Raw genomic sequence first — 16,843 nt, 5'->3', positions numbered from 1 at the left:
ATTCCTTCAGCCCCTTATCTTTGTATTTCCTAATCTGACGAAATTTGCCTTTGGAATGTTGCATAAATAAGCTGCTACCCTTACAATCGTTAACAGACATGCCTCGAGCGAAAAAATCGACTGCATTAAGCTTCTATACAGGAGGTCTTCACCCTTGGAAACATTCGAATTGATTGCATTTGAAATGACCTATCAGCAGGAGACGATACAGCTATCCTTCACTTCCGCCGAGCTTGTCCGCGTTACCGAATATGGCGATCGTTTATGGTACGTAGATATAAACGGCGTAGGCGACCGTGAGCTATTGGCGAGGTTTGGCAGAAGCGAGGATATTGGGATTGAGCTTACAGCTATCGCCAGCAGCGGCCAAACGTTTCGGGGGAAAGGTTATTTCCATCCAAACGAGCCGCATCAAGCGGCAGCCGTACGAGGCGACGGAGAGCTGCTTGAACAATAATTGAGGCAAAATAAAAGGAAGCCCGGCAAATCTCTTGCGAGATTGTGCGGGGCTTCCTTTAATTTATTATTATTTGCCGTGAGCGATCTCAGGCGTTGTAAGGCGGTCGTAGAACTCAACGCCCTTGTCTTTGTCTTCTGAGTCGCGAAGCGCCATCGCGGAGCGAGGATGCTCATCCAAGATGCCTGTAATCATGTAAGGGATGATATAACCCCATTCTTCCTTCTCGCGAAGGGGAACCATGTACTTCTCGATCATATCGAGTACAGGACGGATGTTGTATTTCGTATTTTGAAGCTCAGCTACAAGCAGCTCCGTGTTGCAGTTGCCGGCTGCGCGGCCCATGCCGTAAACGGAAGCATCAAGAAGCTCAACGCCTCTTTCTGCTGCGAGCAGCGTATTGGCGAAAGCAAGCTGAAGGTTGTTGTGCGCATGAACGCCAAGACGCTTGTTCGGAAGGTGCTGGCGGAACTTGTCTACCAGGTAGCTCATATCGTTTGGCTTCAAGCTGCCGTAGGAGTCAACAACGTATACGACGTCAACAACGCTTTCGTTGATGAGCTCGAACGCTTCAATCAGCTGGTTCTCCATTACGTTAGAGAGAGCCATAATGTTCAGCGTCGTTTCGTAACCGCGATCGTGGAATACTTTAACTAGCTCCAGCGCTTTGTCTACATCTTGGATGTAGCAAGCTACGCGGATCAGATCAAGCAAACTCTCGCTGCGCGGCAAAATGTCGTTTTCATCAACACGGCCGATATCAACAAGCGCAGAAAGCTTCGTATTTCCTTTGTTAGGAATAACTTTTTTCAAGAAATCATCGTTCAGGAAGCGCCAAGGCCCTGCACTCTCTGCGCCTTTAAGCAGCTTTGGAGAGTTTTTGTAGCCGATTTCCATATAATCGACGCCGGCTTCGTTCAAGCTTTGGTACAAATGCTGAACAAACTCGACACTAAAATCCCAGTTATTTACGAGTCCGCCATCGCGGATCGTGCAGTCAACAATTTTACAGTGGCTCGTTTTAGATTGCATGCTTTGTAACTCCTTTAATTTGAACATGAGTTCATTTTTTCTCATCATACTTGAAAAGGAACCGGAACGCAAAATAATTTTGTCGTTTTATGGCTATTTTAAAAGCTTTTCCGCTTCTGCCTACAGCCCTTCTCGGAACTGTTTTTAACTATTTGTTCACATATTCCGTTTGGACGGTTTCCTCTCTGGCGCGTCCTTGAACTTGCCCTTCGTTTAGTATGACCATCCCTTTGCATCATTCATCCGTCCTTACCTTACTTATGAATGATGATCGGTTATGCAATATAGACGATACGTCCTCCTAAAATGTTCTCGACAAAAAAACCGTCCCCGCGACATTGCGCAAGTAACGGCTTGATTGCTTATTTATTTTGTTATTTTACAAGCGTGCGAGGCTCTTGATCAAAATGGCCCGATCGACTCTTTTTTGTCTGAATATATTTCTCGTTATAAACGGAAGAATTGCCCCATAGCGGCACTCTGCCTGCCACGTTCATGCCTGCTTTGCGCAGCGCGTCCACTTTGCGCGGATTATTCGTAATGATCGACACCGGCAGCGTGCGCAGCAGCTTCAGCACGGCGATCGCATCGGTATAATCACGCGCATCGTCCGCAAAGCCCAGCTCAATGTTGGCGTCTACCGTGTCAAGGCCATCCTCTTGCAGCAAGTAAGCGATCGCTTTGCTGAACAAGCCAATGCCACGGCCCTCATGATTCGCTAAGTAAAATAAAGCGCCCGAGCCGTGCTCGGTAATCATGCGCATCGATTGTTTGAGCTGAAAGCCGCAATCACATCTCGCGCTCCCGAAAATATCGCCCGTGTGGCAGATGCTGTGCATCCGAATGAGCGCATCCTCGTTATTTTCAAAATCGCCGTATACGAGAACGCTCGATTGCTGCAGCTCAGCGTAAGAGAAGCGATTCAAATCCTCGACGAGCTGCTCGGGAGATTTCTCCTCGCCAGCCTCCTTGCGAAGCCAGCTGTACCAATGAAACATTTTGGTGTCGCCGTCCAGCTCAACCGGCAGCTTAACGGGCCCGATAACATAAATGTCGTCATTTCCGCATTGCGTTCGCTTTAATTTGTTTTTAATAATGGCTGCTATATTGGGTTTAATCATGTTTGTTCACCTTCTCTAAAAGAATATAAAATTAAAATTGCATCGATAAGTAGCTTAACGTACCGAATTGATAGCTTCGGTAAATTACTTTTGGCGCCGCTTCCGCATTGCCGCTTCCAAGCGCTATATATAATGGAACAAAATGCTCAGCGCGAGGTACTGCCATTTTAGCATGTGGAGCAAGCTGTTCATACTCGAATAGTGAATTTATATCATGCTTATTCATTTTTTCTATAAGCCACTCGTCAAACTCTACCGCCCAGCTCTCCGGCTCCTTCTGTCCCCAATTGACCGCACGCAAATTATGAACGGTAACGCCGCTGCCAATCAGCAAAATATTTTGGGAGCTTAAGCTGCGCAGCGCTTCGCCAATCTTGTATTGCTCCTGCATAGAGCGATAGGGGTTAACGGAAACCTGAACGACTGGAATATCCGCCTTCGGAAACATATGCTTTAGCATCGTCCACGAGCCATGATCTAGTCCACGTTCTGTATCATATGCAACGGGAATGCCATTTTCGCTAAGCAATTGGCCAACAAGGGCAGCTACCTTAGTAGAGCCTTTAGCCGGGTATTTAACCTGGTACAGCTCATCCGGAAAGCCGTAGAAGTCATAAATCGTTTCGTATTCATCATCCTTGGATGAGATCGTAACCGCCTCGGTCTCCCAATGTGCGGTAAAAATAACGATAGCGTCAGGCGCAAGGCCCGCTCCGGTTTGTTTAAGAAATTGACTATATTCATTCTGCTCGACAGCGAGCATCGGTGATCCATGTGCCAAAAACAAGGGATTCATGTAGGGTTGTGCCTCCTTCATATCACTTACTATTTGTAACTAATTATAGTTTTATAACTAAGGATAGTCAAGTAATTAACAATATTCAGGTGTGCTTGTATAAATAAGATATTGAGGTTATACTTAATGCAAGTAAAAAGAGGTGATGCGCATGGAACAATCTAACCTTTGTCCCCGTTTTCAAAAGGGAATGGACATCATTAGCAAACGTTGGACCGGCCTTATCGTATTTCAGCTTTTGTCTGGCCCGCAGCGTTTCTGCGCCGTTCAGTCCGCGCTGCCGATCAGCGGCAGGCTGCTTTCGGAGAGATTCAAGGATTTAGAGAATGAAGGAATTGTCGACAGGCATGTCTATCCCGAAATACCTGTTCGCATAGAATATTCGTTAACGGAGAAGGGCCGGGCGCTTGAGCCGATTATCCGTGAAATACAAGTGTGGTCACAGGACTGGATAGAACCTATTACAGAAGCCTGATCGGTTCGAATTGAACAAAGGGAATATCCCGTAAGCGGCAATTGCTGCTTACGGGATATTCCCTTTCTTTTATCTTTACATTATATATCCGTTGCCCTACATGCGATTCGCCACGATAAGCACATCCATATGCCGCCCTGCCTGCAGCAGCTCGCGAACGATATTGCCACGGAGGATCGAATACCATGTCCTGCGTCCCGATTGCCCGACGATTAGCTGTGTAGCCTTCGCGCGGCTAGCAGCCGTGAGCAGCGTGCCTGCAATGTGTTTCCTGCTCTCCGCCTTGGACATTTCGAATACGCCGCCCAGCCGCTCTGTCAGCTTCATTAAGGCATCCCGTTTATGAATGGCTTCACTTGTCCAAGGGGCGCCATCCTCCACATAATGCACATGCCACTGCGCCTTCAAGCGGTAAGCGATACGGAAGCCGCGGCGTATAAGCCGCTCGGCATCAGCATGGATATCGACGCCAACGAATATAACCTCTCTTCTGCGCAAGGTGCCGCGCAGCGTTTGATTGCGGTCCCAAGCCTCAAGCCGCTCGTCGACATCATCAGCAAGCTCGCGAAGCGCAAGCTCACGCAGCGCGATTAAGTTGCCGGTCGTAAAAAACGCGCCAAGCGCTTGCTCGACTTTATCCTTCGCATAAATTTTGCCCTCGCGCATTCGCTGCTGCAGCATTTGCGGAGTGACGTCAATTAACTCCACCTGGTCAGCCAGCCTTATGATCGCATCCGGCACCGTCTCTCTAACCCTGACGCCGGTTACTTGCTCAATCGCATCGTTCAAGCTTTCAATATGCTGCACATTCATCGTCGACACGACGGATATGCCCTTCTCAAGCAAATGAATGACATCCTCATATCGCTTCTTTCGCAAACTGCCCGGCACATTCGTATGAGCCAGCTCGTCAACCAAAACAACATCCGGGTTTCTGCGAATAATCGCGTCTACGTCCATTTCGACAAGCGTTGTCTCCCGGTAGCTAATCGTTTGCCGCTCGATAACGGGCAGCTCGCCAATTTGAACGGCCGTTTCCTCGCGTCCATGCGTCTCCACGACACCGATGACGACATCTATTCCCTTACGAAACAATATGTTCGCTTCAGCCAGCATTCTGTAGGTTTTTCCAACGCCCGGCGCCGCCCCGATGTAGAGGGTAAAATGCCCCCTGCGCATCGACTCCATCTGCTCCTCGCGCTCCTGCCGGCTAAACCTGTGGAACAACGCTTTTCGCGAATCGCTCCTTTGCTTAACCGGCAAAATCCGCTCGCCTTCATGCTCTGCCCGGTCAGCCATGAGAAACAAATCGATCCGCTTAAGCTTGCGCAGCATGCTGTCCACAATCGAGCCTTGCCAAAGCTGCTGCCATCTGCTTTGCTTGGAGTGCCCCATTACGATTCGCGTAACCTGATGCGCCTCCGCATACCTTACAAGCGCGGTTGGCAAGCTCCGCCGACTTGGCAGCGGCTGCTCCTCGAAGATTCCGCCTACCTTTGCCGTCAGCTTTTTTATGGAAGCTCGAAAAGATTGCTCCTCCTTGGACCACTTTTTATCCGGATCGATAAAGGAGACGACTATGATATCCCCATTAAGCCTTCTCGCAATTTGCTGTCCTCTTCGGACATATAAAGAGCCATTCCAATGATACTGCGCCGTTACCAGAATACGCTCCGACGCGCCTGAGGGACCGGTAAGTCCCATCTCCTCGCGATGCTTCTCAAGCGATTCGTTAACGCCCTCGGCGACAAGGCGCAGCGCCAGCTCGCGGAGCACGGCCAGATTTCCGCGCAGCGAAATCGCCGGATCGGGGTGCAAGCCCGGTTCTCCCTCCTCAAACCGTTTGAGCATCGTTTCGGGCGAGACGTCGATCAGCCTCACCTCGTCGGCAAGCTCAAGCGTATGGGCAGGCACGGTGCACGGCGTGCGAATCCCGGTCCATTTTAGAGCAATCTCGTCCACGCCCTCCAGCTCGTAAACGTTGATCGTCGTAATGACGCTTATGCCCTTGCTGAGTAGATGCAGCACGTCCTCCAGCCTCGTCTTAAACGGCGCCCCCTCTCGATTCCGGTGTGCAAGTCCGTCAACAAGCACCACCTCGGCATTTCGCGCAAGCAGCGCATCCAGATTCAGATCCTCCTGCTCGGCACCATTCTTATGCCAAATGATGCTTGGCACCCGCTCGAACGAACCGGCCTGCTCCAGCGTTTCCGCATGCAGAAGCGGCGTTGCCGCGCAAAGAACCACGTCGATCCCGTCTTGCTTCAGCTGGCATCCTTCACGGAGCATATGGTATGTTTTGCCGGAGCCGCTCACAGCGCCAATTAATATTTTCAATCGTCCCTGATGCAGCTTCGCTATGGAGAGCAGAAGCTCCTCGGGCGTCTTCCTCTTTAGCGGAGCCATAAGGCTATCCCCCCAGCAATGCAGACAATGCTAAATTCAGCTTCAGCACATTTACCCTTTCATCGCCAAACACGCCTAAATCGCGACCTTCCGTGTTCGCTTTGACCAACTGTTCAAGCTCGGATACAGACACGCCCGTGAGCTTGCTAATTCTGGCGATCTGTACATCTGCCGATTGCGGCGTGATGTGCGGATCAAGTCCCGAGCCCGAATTTGTAATCAGCGCAATCGGCAGCTGACTGATAGGCACATCGGGATTTTGCGCCTTCCAAGCCTCGATTGAGGCTTGCGTTCTCTCCAACAAAGCCGGATTCGATGGACCAAAGTTGTTCGAGCCGGAGCTCGCCGCATTATTGTCAATGCTAGATACCCGTCCTTGGAACCACTTCGGATCAGTGAAATTTTGACCGATCAGCTCAGAGCCTACCACTTGCCCGGAGCTGTCTTCAATAAGACTGCCGTTTGCTTGCTTCGGGAACAGCAGCTGGGCTGCTCCCGTGCTGACTAACGGATAAATAATACCGCAAAGGATCATAAACAATACGCTTATTCGCAAAGGAACCAACAGGGTCGATAACGGAAAGCGCGAGCTGCTTTTTATTTGATCGTTCATATTCTCAATCCTTCTTTCATTATTTCGTATTAAATCCACAAATGTACAGCATAATCAATTAGCTTAATTCCAATGAATGGAACAATGACGCCGCCTAGCCCATAAATGAATACGTTGCGGCTAAGCAGCCTTGCCCCGCTCATTGGCTTGTAGGCTACCCCTCTAATAGCAAGCGGGATAAGCAGCGGGATAATAATAGCGTTAAAAATAAGCGCCGACAAAATCGCAGAGAGCGGAGAGCCCAGATTCATAATATTGAGCACGCCCATCTCCGGAATCGCAAGCATAAACATCGCTGGGATAATCGCAAAATATTTGGCGACGTCATTCGCAATACTAAAGGTTGTAAGTGCGCCTCTTGTCATAAGCAATTGCTTGCCGATGGCAACAACCTCGATAATTTTGGAAGGATCGGAATCCAGATCCACCATATTGGCCGCTTCCTTCGCGGCAATCGTCCCGCTGTTCATGGCAAGGCCAACGTCCGCTTGCGCCAGCGCAGGCGCATCGTTCGTGCCGTCACCTGTCATAGCGACCATCTTGCCTTCCGCTTGCTCGCGGCGAATGACGGCAATTTTATCCTCGGGCTTGCTCTCGGCAATAAAATCATCGACTCCCGCTTCACGGGCGATTGTAGCAGCCGTCAGCGGATTGTCGCCCGTACACATAATCGTTTTGATGCCCATCTCGCGAAGCTGCTCGAACCGTTCCTTCATCCCCGGCTTCACGGTGTCCTTCAAATAAATAACGCCAAATATTTCATTGTCCACCGCCACAGCGAGCGGCGTTCCGCCTAAAGTGGCGATCGTATTCGAAATTTTTTCCAGATCGGAGGGAATGGTTCCTCCTTGTGCCGATACCCATTTGCGAACGGCATCGACAGACCCTTTGCGAACATGGCGTCCATCCGTCAAATCGATGCCGCTCATCCTTGTTTCTGCCTTAAAATCTATAAACTCGCCGCCTTCGGCTAGCGATGCATCATAGCTCAAGCCTTGCTTTTTCATCCATTCGAGCACGGATCTTCCTTCTGGCGTTTCATCCTTAAGCGAGCTGATCGCGGCCCATTCCGAAAGCGTCTGTATGCTGCTGCCTGCGACGGGAACAAGCTCGCTTGCCATCCGGTTGCCGAATGTAATCGTACCTGTTTTATCCAAAATCATCGTGTTAATATCGCCTGCCGCTTCAACGGCTTTGCCTGACATCGCCAGCACGTTGAACTGTGTAACCCGGTCCATGCCCGCAATCCCGATTGCGGATAGCAGACCGCCAATCGTCGTTGGTATCAAGCACACAAGCAGCGCGATCAATACAGGTATTTCTAATTGGATATCCAAATATTTAGCGATAGGCTGCAGCGTTACGACGACGATCAAAAAGATAATCGTCAAGCTCGTCAGCAGCGTATTGAGCGCGATTTCGTTTGGTGTCTTTTGACGTTTTGCGCCTTCAACGAGCGCAATCATCCGGTCGATGAATGACTCGCCGGGCTCGCTCGTCATCCGAACCTTAATCCGGTCGCTAACGACCCTTGTTCCGCCCGTCACGGAGCTGAAATCGCCGCCCGCTTCTTTAATAACAGGAGCTGATTCCCCCGTAATAGCTGATTCATCGACCGAAGCCAAGCCTTCAATGACTTCGCCGTCGCCGGGAATCATCTCGCCTTGGGAGACGATGACGATATCGCCCTTGCGCAGCTCCGTCGATGAAACGACGGTTACAGAGTCGCCAAGCAGCTTGTTCGCGCTCATTTCCTGCTTGGACTTCTTGAGCGAATTTGCTTGCGCCTTGCCCCTGCCCTCTGCAATCGCCTCGGCAAAATTGGCGAACAGCAGCGTAAACAGCAAAATGAAAAATACGGTTAGATTAAAGCCGATTCGCTCCTGCGAATCAAAGTAAGCCGGGAAAACCGCCATCAGCAGCACGATAACCGTACCTGCCTCGACGACAAACATAACCGGGTTTTTCATCATGACAGCTGGATTCAATTTGACAAAGCTATCAAGCACAGCGCGTTTTACGGCATCCGCTGACAGCAGCTTCTTCTTCTGATTGCTATTCATTATCGTTCACCTCATTCGTTAGCGGAGTGTTAAAAATTCTGCGACCGGCCCAAGCACGATGACCGGCAAAAAGGTTAGCGCACCGATTAAAAGCACAGTGCCGATTAATAATCCGGTAAACAATCCATTATCGGTGCGGAACGTGCCAATCGTCTCCGGCACAGTCTGCTTGCGTACGAGCGAACCCGCAACGGCCAGCATCGCAATCATCGAAATATAACGGCCGAACAGCATAACAAGCCCGGTACTCATATTCCAAAAGGACGTGTTGTCTCCTAATCCCTCAAACCCGGAGCCATTGTTCGCTGCCGAGGATGTAAATTCATACAGCACTTGGCTTATGCCATGAAAGCCTGGATTCGTGATGGCTCCCTTGCCCAGATCCGTCATAAAGGCGATTGCTGTAGGCACTAATATAATGAAAGGATGTGTAAGAATAGCGACCGCAATGAGCTTCATTTCCCGCGGCTCTATTTTTCTACCCAAAAATTCCGGCGTTCGTCCAACCATCAGCCCGCATATGAAAACGGCGAGTATCGCATACATAAGCATGTTGATGAGGCCGACGCCCTTGCCGCCAAAGACGACATTCAGCATCATTTCGCCAAGCGGAACCAGGCCGCCGAGCGGCGTAAGCGTATCATGCATATTGTTAACGGTACCGGTCGTTGCTGCTGCCGTCACCGTAGTGAACAATGCGGACTGCGCGATGCCGAACCTTACTTCCTTGCCTTCCATACTGCCTTGCGAAGCATCGATGCCAAGCGCGCTCATCGCTGGATTGCCTGTTTTCTCTGACGTGTACGCTACGCTCAAGAACACGAGGAACAGGCACATCATCGCAGCGAATACGACCCAGCCCTGCTTTTTGTTTTTGGCGAATAAGCCGAACGCATACGGCAGTGATGCCGGCAATGCCCACATCGATAAAATTTGGATGACGTTTGTCAAAGGATTTGGATTTTCAAAGGGATGCGCCGAGTTGACGCCAAAAAATCCGCCGCCGTTCGTCCCCAAATGCTTGATCGATTCCAGTGAAGCGACAGGACCGATTGCAATTTGCTGCATCGCGCCCTCTAACGTTTTGACCGTCAAGGTTGGATCAAGTGTCTGCGGCACATGAAGGGCCACGAGCACAAGCGTAATAACAAAGGATACCGGAAGAAAGATCCGCGTATGTGCCTTGACGAAATCCTCGAAGAAGTTACCGATCGTTTTCCCTTTGCTTGTAATGCCGCGGACAAAGGCAATCGCCACCGAGAAGCCCGTTGCCGCTGACGTAAACATCATCATCATGAAGAGAAATACGATAGGGAGCTCTCTCCGCTGTAATGCTGCAGGTTCGTATTTGTGATAAAGCTGATGACCGTATTAAAGGTAAGCGTCGGCTCCATGCTTCCCATCCCATTTGGATTAAACGGAAGCGCGTTTTGCAAACGCAGAATCAAATAACTGAAAGCTACCAATATAATATTGGTTGCGATAAAGCTAAGGGCGTACATTTTCCAGCTCATGCCCTCGCGCCGTTTTAAACCAATAATTTTATAAATCAGCCGCTCAGAGCCTCCGAACACCTTGTCTAACCGATTTTGCTCATTCGAGAACACGTGATAGACATAGGTGCCTAACGGTTTTACTAGCAATATCAGAATCGCTATGACGATCAGCAATTGCAAAATATCCATTGTAGGTAATCCTCCTCCACTAAAACTTTTCCGGATGAATTAAGGCATATACGAGATAAACGAAAACAAACAAGGCCATTGCCATTACGATGATCATTGGCTTTCGCCCCCCGTTTGGTCGACAACGCTGCCGCACCAAGCTAAAAACCCGTAAAATAAACCGAAGCAAGCCAGCAAAGCGACGATCATATAAACATCTAGCATATTGTTTTCCTCCTGTATTATTTGTGGCTTAATAGAAAACCGACTTCGCCGTTTTGAGAATATACGATATGGTCTGCGCCCAGCCCTTTATAAATCGCCCGCGGATTCCACTGCTGCGTGATCACGTAGATCGGCTTGGCCGTCCATATCCGGCAGCAATGGACGAAGCGGCAGCTAAGCGCGAAGCTGCTCTCGAATATGAACACTTCACGAATCGGATAATGCGGCGGCTGCCAGCTTTGGCGATCATTCGTATTGATGTAATGAACGTTCATGATCCCCTGCTTGCGAAGCAGCTTCTCCTCCTGCTTGCTATTTGTCAACACGATAAATTTCATTTGATGAAACATTAACGTCCGTATAAATGATTTGCCAGATTCGTTGAACCCCGCAACGATAATATGCTCTTCTACCAACACCCGTATCCTCCATTTGGCAAAAATAGCAACAAAAAAGAAGCCTTGGGATAAGAGGTACCAATCCCGCGGCTTCTTATACCCCGCAGCTAAAATAAGCCGCGGGAAGCGCGATGGCTGTTGCCCCTCTCGAGTACACTTACGAGGTTAGCTGTCGGATTCGGGCCTGAGAGTTGCCCTACGCCTGGCTGCTGCCAAGCGATTCACCCCATGAAGCAGCAAGCGTGCTTACACGCCTTATGCTTCGTTGGTTCCCCCGTTCCTGCTGGTGCAGGATTCAGTAAATTTTAACCATTTTCTAGCAATTTCCCCGTTTTTGGGCAGTAAAAAACCACAGAGGCCTATGACACTCTGTGGTCGACTTTAATCGATCACAAGTTTCATCAATCCTCTCCAAGTCCACGCTTACGAGGTTAGCTGTCGGATTCGGGCGGTGAGAGTCGCCCTACTTTGACCGGTGTCCATGGCACCTGTCAAAGATTCACCCCTGCTCTGCGGCCGTTCGACTCTCACATCGAACATGCGCAAAGCTTATTTAGTGGTTCCCCCGTTTTCCGCATTCACGGAAACTCAGCGATCAGTAAATCGAAACTTATTAGTAAATCCTGTATCGAATCTTACTCCTCGCTATTGACACTGTAAAGAGAGTCCGCTGGCGAATTTAGCTAATTTCAGCCCTGCAGAACGTTTCGCAGCGCTTACATAGAATTCGATCTCGATATATCTCACTATTTCTACGCTTTACTCCTATTTTCGAAAATAGTGTCATTCACCCAACCACCGTTTATCAGTGCGAATTATCAGATTTTTCAAAAGGAGAGATTAGAAGAGGATGAACGAGTTTTTCGGTGAATGAAGCTGTTTTTACTGCATAAATGATTGTATATCTTGCAAAATGGCTTTACGATGCCCAATCCCGAAATACCACTGTTTTACAATAATCACAATCGGGTTTACTATAGACGGCAAGCCGATTTAGGCTAACTATTATCGCTGAATTTTTCATTTGAAAAAGCGGGGGAACCAATCGCGGACGGCAAAACAGCTTGTTCGCATGGGGTGAAACCGAAGCCAATTCGCTTCGGTAGGGCGTCTCTCTAGCCCGAATCCGGCAGCTAACCTCGCAAGCGAATTTGAGGAGAGATTATTGAATGACCACGCAAGCAGACATTTTTTCAGAAAAACTAGCAGCGCAGCCTGCAGACTCTATTATGATCAAACGAATCGAAATGTTTGTTCTGCCCTCCGTTTTGCCCGAGCCTTCCAGCTACCGGATTTGTCTCAAGGTGACGAGCGACATAGGCTTGGGCTGGAGTGAATTATTTATAAAACGATCCGAAAAACCATGCGACTGGACTAGATGGAGCAGCATGCTGCTTCGGTTCATCGGCATCTTCCCTCTCGCCGCGCCCTCCCTGCTCCAGCGGAATTCCATGATTAAGGACGAGCGCCTTGTGCATTTATTTGCTGCCGCGGCACCGGGCTTAGTCGGTACTCACTCATTTTGTCCATTCCGTAATCATGACTGGGATGAGGCTGTTTTATTCAAACAAGCAATCTCATACATTTCATTGTTTTAAATCAAAAGATTTACAGATAAGCAATTAAGGAATATAATGAAGAGTACAATATTAACGCTGAATTTTTCGATTGAAAAAACGGGGGAACCAACGCGAACGTTAACTAACGTCCCGCAAGGGGTGAATCCAGGGACTTGTAATCCTGGTAGGGCATTCTCTCTAGCCCGAATCCGACAGCTAACCTCGTAAGCGAGCAAAGGAGAGATTTATTCATGTTGACCAATTGTGCAAACCATCTGCACCATTTCACGGAACAGACCCCTTCTTTATCCGTCACACGAATCGAGCTATTCGTCATCCCTGCTCTCGCAGTCGATTCTGCAGGCTATCGCATTTGCCTTCGTTTAACAAGCAATCAAGGATTCGGATGGAGCGAGCTGTTTGCTAGCGATACCGAGGATTCGATTGACCTGGAACGTTGGAGCGATCTGCTTCAGAGCTTTATCGGCAGCGTCCCTCTTCCGCCGCTTCACCATTTCCAATACGACAAAACGGATGAGGACGGACGTATTCTCGACCTATTCGCCTCTGCAGTCAATCATGTTCTCGCACATTCCGCCGATTCGTCTCCGTACAACAGCGATCTTGAAGAATCTGTTTTGCGTCAACGCTCTGTCTCCTATGTTTCTTTGGATTAAATGATTTTATTGCAAAAAAAAGACAGTCCAGAACAAGCAACTAGGTTCTGGACTGTCTTGCTTTTTGCCTGCTATGTCCTCAGCTTCTGCAATGCCCGGTCAAGCAGCATCTGGCTGCCCTTCTCCGTAATTAGTACTTTGCGAACCATTGATGATAACATCCGCATGCCACCTTGTCGCCTCCACATAACGGTCATGGCTGAATCTGACCACATCAAGATATTCTTTTATCGCTTCTTCCACCGAGTAGCGCTCAATCGACAAAGAGTCATTCAAGTCCTCTAATACCTTATCTATGTCAACAGCGGACGGATCATTGAAGTCTTCATAGGCACTCCCAGTGAATTCCGCTACCGTTATGACGACCCTCTCCAAGCATACTGAATTCACTCCTATTTTAATACATGAAGGATCGCTTGTCCCCTTACTCAGCACGAAAAGCCCGCGCTCTCCTCAGAGAGGCACGGGCTTCTTTGTTTCCGGTCGATAAGCTTAGATCGATGCTAATGCGGCACGCTGCTCTCTAACTTTGTACGTTGCCAGCATCATGTTGCGCAGCGAAGCCACCGTTTCTTCCATGCCGCGCGTCTTCAAGCCGCAGTCAGGATTGATCCAGAAGAGGGCAGGATCAAGCACTTTAATCGCACGCTCGATCATGCTGACCATTTCCTCAACGGACGGCACGCGCGGGCTGTGGATGTCGTATACGCCAAGGCCGATCCCTTGGTCATAGGTGTTCTCCTCGAAGCTGTGAATCAGCTCGCCATGGCTGCGTGACGTTTCAATGGAAATAACGTCCGCATCAAGCGCCAAGATCGAATCGATAATGTCGTGGAACTCGCAATAGCACATATGGGTATGGATTTGCGTCGTGTCGCGCACATCTGATGTGGACAAGCGGAATGCATGCACGCCCCATTTCAAATAAGCATCCCAGTCGCTGCGCTTAAGCGGCAAGCCTTCACGCAGTGCCGGCTCATCCACTTGGATCATCTCGATGCCAGCCGACTCAAGCGCTTTTACTTCCTCGGACAATGCCAGCGCGATTTGGTATGCCACTTGCTCGCGCGTAATATCGTTGCGGGCAAAGGACCAGTTCAATATCGTAATCGGGCCAGTCAGCATCCCCTTCACCGGACGATCCGTTAGCGACTGCGCATACACGCTTTCGGTTACGGTCATTGGCTCGGTAAATACGACATCTCCGTAAATAACCGGCGGCTTCACGCAGCGGGAGCCGTAAGATTGTACCCAGCCGTTCTGCGTAAAGGCGAAACCATCCAATTTCTCGCCGAAAAATTCAACCATGTCCGTCCGCTCAAATTCACCGTGAACGAGTACGTCAATGTTAAGCTCTTCTTGGATTTCGATCCAGTTTTTAATTTTTCCATTAATGAAGGAAGCGTAGTCTTGCGAGCTAAGCTCATTCTTTCTCCACTTCTGCCTTGCTTGACGCACATCCAGCGTTTGCGGGAAGCTTCCGATCGTCGTTGTTGGCAGGAGAGGCAAATTCCATTTATGCTGCTGCAGCTTCTGTCTTTCTGCAAAAGGCTTTTGCCTAGCGGACGGATGAGCGGCAACTGCCGCCGCGTCTGCTGCTTGGCGATTACGGGCTGGCGATACCGACAAATTGTGAATCCGCTCGCCGTTTAGCTTAAGCTCCTCAGCACGAAGACCCGCTGTTTCCGTATCAACGGCAAATGCCGCTTCGCTAAGCCATACGATTTCGTCTAGCTTCTCCTCAGCAAAAGCGAGCGCTTCACGCAGTTCAGCTGGCAAATTATTTTCGTTCTTTGCCGTTACAGGCACATGCAGCAGACTGCTCGACGATTGAATGATAAGGCGGTCAGCCTCGATAGCAACCGAAATTTTATCAAGCAGCGCAAGCTTTTGCTTGTAGTCTGAACGCCAAATATTGCGCCCGTCCACAAGACCGATACCTGCCAGCTTGTCCTGAGGGAATCCGAATTGCTCGAGTGCTTGCAGGTTTTTCTCCAAGCCATGAACAAAATCCAAACCGATCGCTTGCACAGGAAGCCCCACTACGGCTTCATAATGCTCTACTGCATCGAAATACGTTTGCAGCAAAATATGAAGCGCAGGCGCTGCCGCATTTAGCTGCTCATAAATGGATTGCACCAAATTAATCTCGTCCTCGGATACCGAAGTAACAAGGATCGGCTCGTCGATTTGTACCCACTGCACACCCTCTTGCTCAAGCTCCTGAAGCAATTGCGCATAAAGCGGTACAAACTGCTCTACCAATTGCGGAAGCTGCTTCGCATCATAACCTTTGGAGAGCTTTAGGAAGGTGTAAGGTCCGATAATGACCGGCTTGCCCTCAATGCCTAGCTTTTGCTTCGCTTCGCGGTACGCCAGCAATGGACGGTTTTCTGTTAATACGGGTTTAGCGCCGGCAAGCTCAGGAACGATATAGTGGTAGTTAGTGTTGAACCATTTGGTCATTTCGCATGCTTGCGCCTGCTGCGTGCCCCTTGCCATAGCATAATACGTTTTAACAGGAACAGGACCCCCTTCATAGCCAAAACGTTCCGGCACTAGGCCAAACATCGCCGAAGTATCCAGCATTTGATCATACAGCGTGAAGTCATTAACCGGGATGATGGTAATGCCTTTTTCCTTTTGCAGCTTCAGGTTGTTCAACCGAATGCCTTCCAGCGTCTCAAGAAAAACGCTCTCCTCCAAATCGCCTTTCCAAAATGCTTCAAGCGCTTTTTTCCATTCCCGGTTTTCGCCGATACGCGGATAACCAAGTACGCTGCTTTTTAGTTTACTCATACTCCATGTTCCTCCTAATAAATGTAATTAAGTTAAAATAAGAACGCAAAAAGGGCGTCGTTACCTTAAAAGAAACAAAGGTAAAGACGCCCGTCGTTAAATTAAACAGCGGTCCTGTCTTAACACCTCCCTATCTCCCGTAGGTAAAAGCAGTGTCGTTCAAATAGGCAGGTCTCCTGGCTCCAGTATCATCATCTTCAGCTTGCCTTCCCAATCCGCTCGGATCAGTGGCATCAACGCTTGGACTCCTCTGTTACAGTGGCGGGACCGCGCCGGCATCGCACCGGACTTCCCTTTTAAGCTCAAGCCTCTTAAGCATGAGCACCTATTTCCACTTATTCAGTTATTGATCGCTATCAGCTAGCAATACGAATAACCATACACTCGAATTAATAATCATTCCATGCAAGTAACGCATATCAAGCTCAACTACTGCATGGCACACGTAATTATACTATAATATCGCCAATTTAGCGACAATTCGCACTATACGCATGTATTAACTGTATTATACGAAAAAAAGGCTTCCCCACTCGCAGGCTGCGCTGCGCTGGGAAA

At 49.3% G+C, this 16,843-nt stretch carries 14 protein-coding genes, 1 pseudogene and 5 riboswitches; of the genes and pseudogenes, 4 read left to right on the top strand and 11 right to left on the bottom strand.

Translation table 11 applies throughout. The annotated features are described in order from the left end of the window. Positions 1 to 154: 154 nt before the first annotated feature. Positions 155 to 457, top strand: coding sequence for a hypothetical protein (locus tag ADU23_RS15760; RefSeq protein ID WP_053374597.1), 303 nt, complete (start codon positions 155 to 157; stop codon positions 455 to 457). 69 nt (positions 458 to 526) lie between these two features. Here the strand turns inward: ADU23_RS15760 and ADU23_RS15755 are convergent, their stop codons facing one another. From ADU23_RS15755 to ADU23_RS15745, 3 genes are all read right to left on the bottom strand, one after another. Then, the gene (locus ADU23_RS15755; protein WP_053374596.1) at positions 527 to 1,489 is read right to left on the bottom strand and encodes an aldolase catalytic domain-containing protein; all 963 of its coding nucleotides are present in this window, start codon (positions 1,487 to 1,489) and stop codon (positions 527 to 529) included. Between the two features lie 374 nt (positions 1,490 to 1,863). Next, positions 1,864 to 2,610, bottom strand: coding sequence for a GTP cyclohydrolase II (locus tag ADU23_RS15750; protein ID WP_053374595.1), 747 nt, complete (start codon positions 2,608 to 2,610; stop codon positions 1,864 to 1,866). Positions 2,611 to 2,641: 31 nt separating this feature from the next. Continuing rightward, positions 2,642 to 3,406 carry a DODA-type extradiol aromatic ring-opening family dioxygenase gene (locus tag ADU23_RS15745; RefSeq protein WP_053374594.1) on the bottom strand — a complete coding sequence of 255 codons (765 nt, stop codon included), beginning with the start codon at positions 3,404 to 3,406 and terminating at the stop codon, positions 2,642 to 2,644. A gap of 151 nt (positions 3,407 to 3,557) precedes the next feature. Here ADU23_RS15745 and ADU23_RS15740 point away from each other — a divergent pair, with 151 nt between their 5' ends. Next, entirely contained in the window at positions 3,558 to 3,881 is a 324-nt protein-coding gene (locus ADU23_RS15740) for a winged helix-turn-helix transcriptional regulator (RefSeq protein WP_053374593.1), read from the top strand. Between the two features lie 96 nt (positions 3,882 to 3,977). Here ADU23_RS15740 and ADU23_RS15735 read toward each other — a convergent pair whose 3' ends face one another. From ADU23_RS15735 to ADU23_RS15715, 6 genes and pseudogenes are all read right to left on the bottom strand, one after another. Next, entirely contained in the window at positions 3,978 to 6,287 is a 2,310-nt protein-coding gene (locus ADU23_RS15735; protein ID WP_053374592.1) for a histidine kinase, read from the bottom strand. A gap of 4 nt (positions 6,288 to 6,291) precedes the next feature. Next, the gene (gene kdpC / locus ADU23_RS15730; RefSeq protein WP_053374591.1) at positions 6,292 to 6,900 is read right to left on the bottom strand and encodes a potassium-transporting ATPase subunit KdpC; all 609 of its coding nucleotides are present in this window, start codon (positions 6,898 to 6,900) and stop codon (positions 6,292 to 6,294) included. Between the two features lie 29 nt (positions 6,901 to 6,929). Further along, positions 6,930 to 8,963: a potassium-transporting ATPase subunit KdpB gene (gene kdpB, locus ADU23_RS15725; protein ID WP_053374590.1), complete on the bottom strand. Its 2,034-nt coding sequence runs from the start codon at positions 8,961 to 8,963 to the stop codon at positions 6,930 to 6,932. A gap of 18 nt (positions 8,964 to 8,981) precedes the next feature. Continuing rightward, positions 8,982 to 10,648, bottom strand: a pseudogene (gene kdpA / locus ADU23_RS15720) (potassium-transporting ATPase subunit KdpA). Positions 10,649 to 10,667: 19 nt separating this feature from the next. Then, positions 10,668 to 10,733: a K(+)-transporting ATPase subunit F gene (gene kdpF, locus ADU23_RS34235; RefSeq protein ID WP_369688940.1), complete on the bottom strand. Its 66-nt coding sequence runs from the start codon at positions 10,731 to 10,733 to the stop codon at positions 10,668 to 10,670. 136 nt (positions 10,734 to 10,869) lie between these two features. Further along, positions 10,870 to 11,271, bottom strand: coding sequence for a hypothetical protein (locus tag ADU23_RS15715; RefSeq protein WP_231637410.1), 402 nt, complete (start codon positions 11,269 to 11,271; stop codon positions 10,870 to 10,872). Positions 11,272 to 11,389: 118 nt separating this feature from the next. Continuing rightward, a riboswitch (cyclic di-AMP (ydaO/yuaA leader) is annotated at positions 11,390 to 11,561 on the bottom strand. Positions 11,562 to 11,655: 94 nt separating this feature from the next. Further along, positions 11,656 to 11,854, bottom strand: a riboswitch (cyclic di-AMP (ydaO/yuaA leader). Positions 11,855 to 12,249: 395 nt separating this feature from the next. Next, positions 12,250 to 12,413: riboswitch (cyclic di-AMP (ydaO/yuaA leader) on the top strand. 6 nt (positions 12,414 to 12,419) lie between these two features. Between ADU23_RS15715 and ADU23_RS15710 the strand changes: the two genes are divergently transcribed. Further along, on the top strand, positions 12,420 to 12,848 hold the full coding sequence (locus ADU23_RS15710) for a hypothetical protein (RefSeq protein ID WP_053374588.1): 429 nt from the start codon (positions 12,420 to 12,422) through the stop codon (positions 12,846 to 12,848). Between the two features lie 45 nt (positions 12,849 to 12,893). Further along, positions 12,894 to 13,055: riboswitch (cyclic di-AMP (ydaO/yuaA leader) on the top strand. Positions 13,056 to 13,060: 5 nt separating this feature from the next. Then, a complete protein-coding gene (locus ADU23_RS15705; protein ID WP_053374587.1) occupies positions 13,061 to 13,486 on the top strand; it encodes a hypothetical protein in 426 nt (141 codons plus the stop codon). 99 nt (positions 13,487 to 13,585) lie between these two features. Here the strand turns inward: ADU23_RS15705 and ADU23_RS15700 are convergent, their stop codons facing one another. Together ADU23_RS15700 and metE are read right to left on the bottom strand one after the other, a co-directional pair. Further along, the gene (locus tag ADU23_RS15700) at positions 13,586 to 13,861 is read right to left on the bottom strand and encodes a hypothetical protein (RefSeq protein ID WP_053374586.1); all 276 of its coding nucleotides are present in this window, start codon (positions 13,859 to 13,861) and stop codon (positions 13,586 to 13,588) included. A gap of 117 nt (positions 13,862 to 13,978) precedes the next feature. Continuing rightward, positions 13,979 to 16,285, bottom strand: coding sequence for a 5-methyltetrahydropteroyltriglutamate--homocysteine S-methyltransferase (metE, locus tag ADU23_RS15695; RefSeq protein ID WP_053374585.1), 2,307 nt, complete (start codon positions 16,283 to 16,285; stop codon positions 13,979 to 13,981). A 149-nt stretch (positions 16,286 to 16,434) separates the two neighbouring features. Next, positions 16,435 to 16,629: riboswitch (cobalamin riboswitch) on the bottom strand. Positions 16,630 to 16,843: the final 214 nt, after the last annotated feature.

The sequence above is a fragment of the Paenibacillus sp. FJAT-27812 genome (assembly GCF_001273905.1).
Taxonomy (GTDB): Bacteria; Bacillota; Bacilli; order Paenibacillales; family Paenibacillaceae; genus Pristimantibacillus.
The sequence above is the reverse complement of the archived record's forward strand: the minus strand, read 5'-3'. Positions and strand labels throughout refer to the sequence as shown.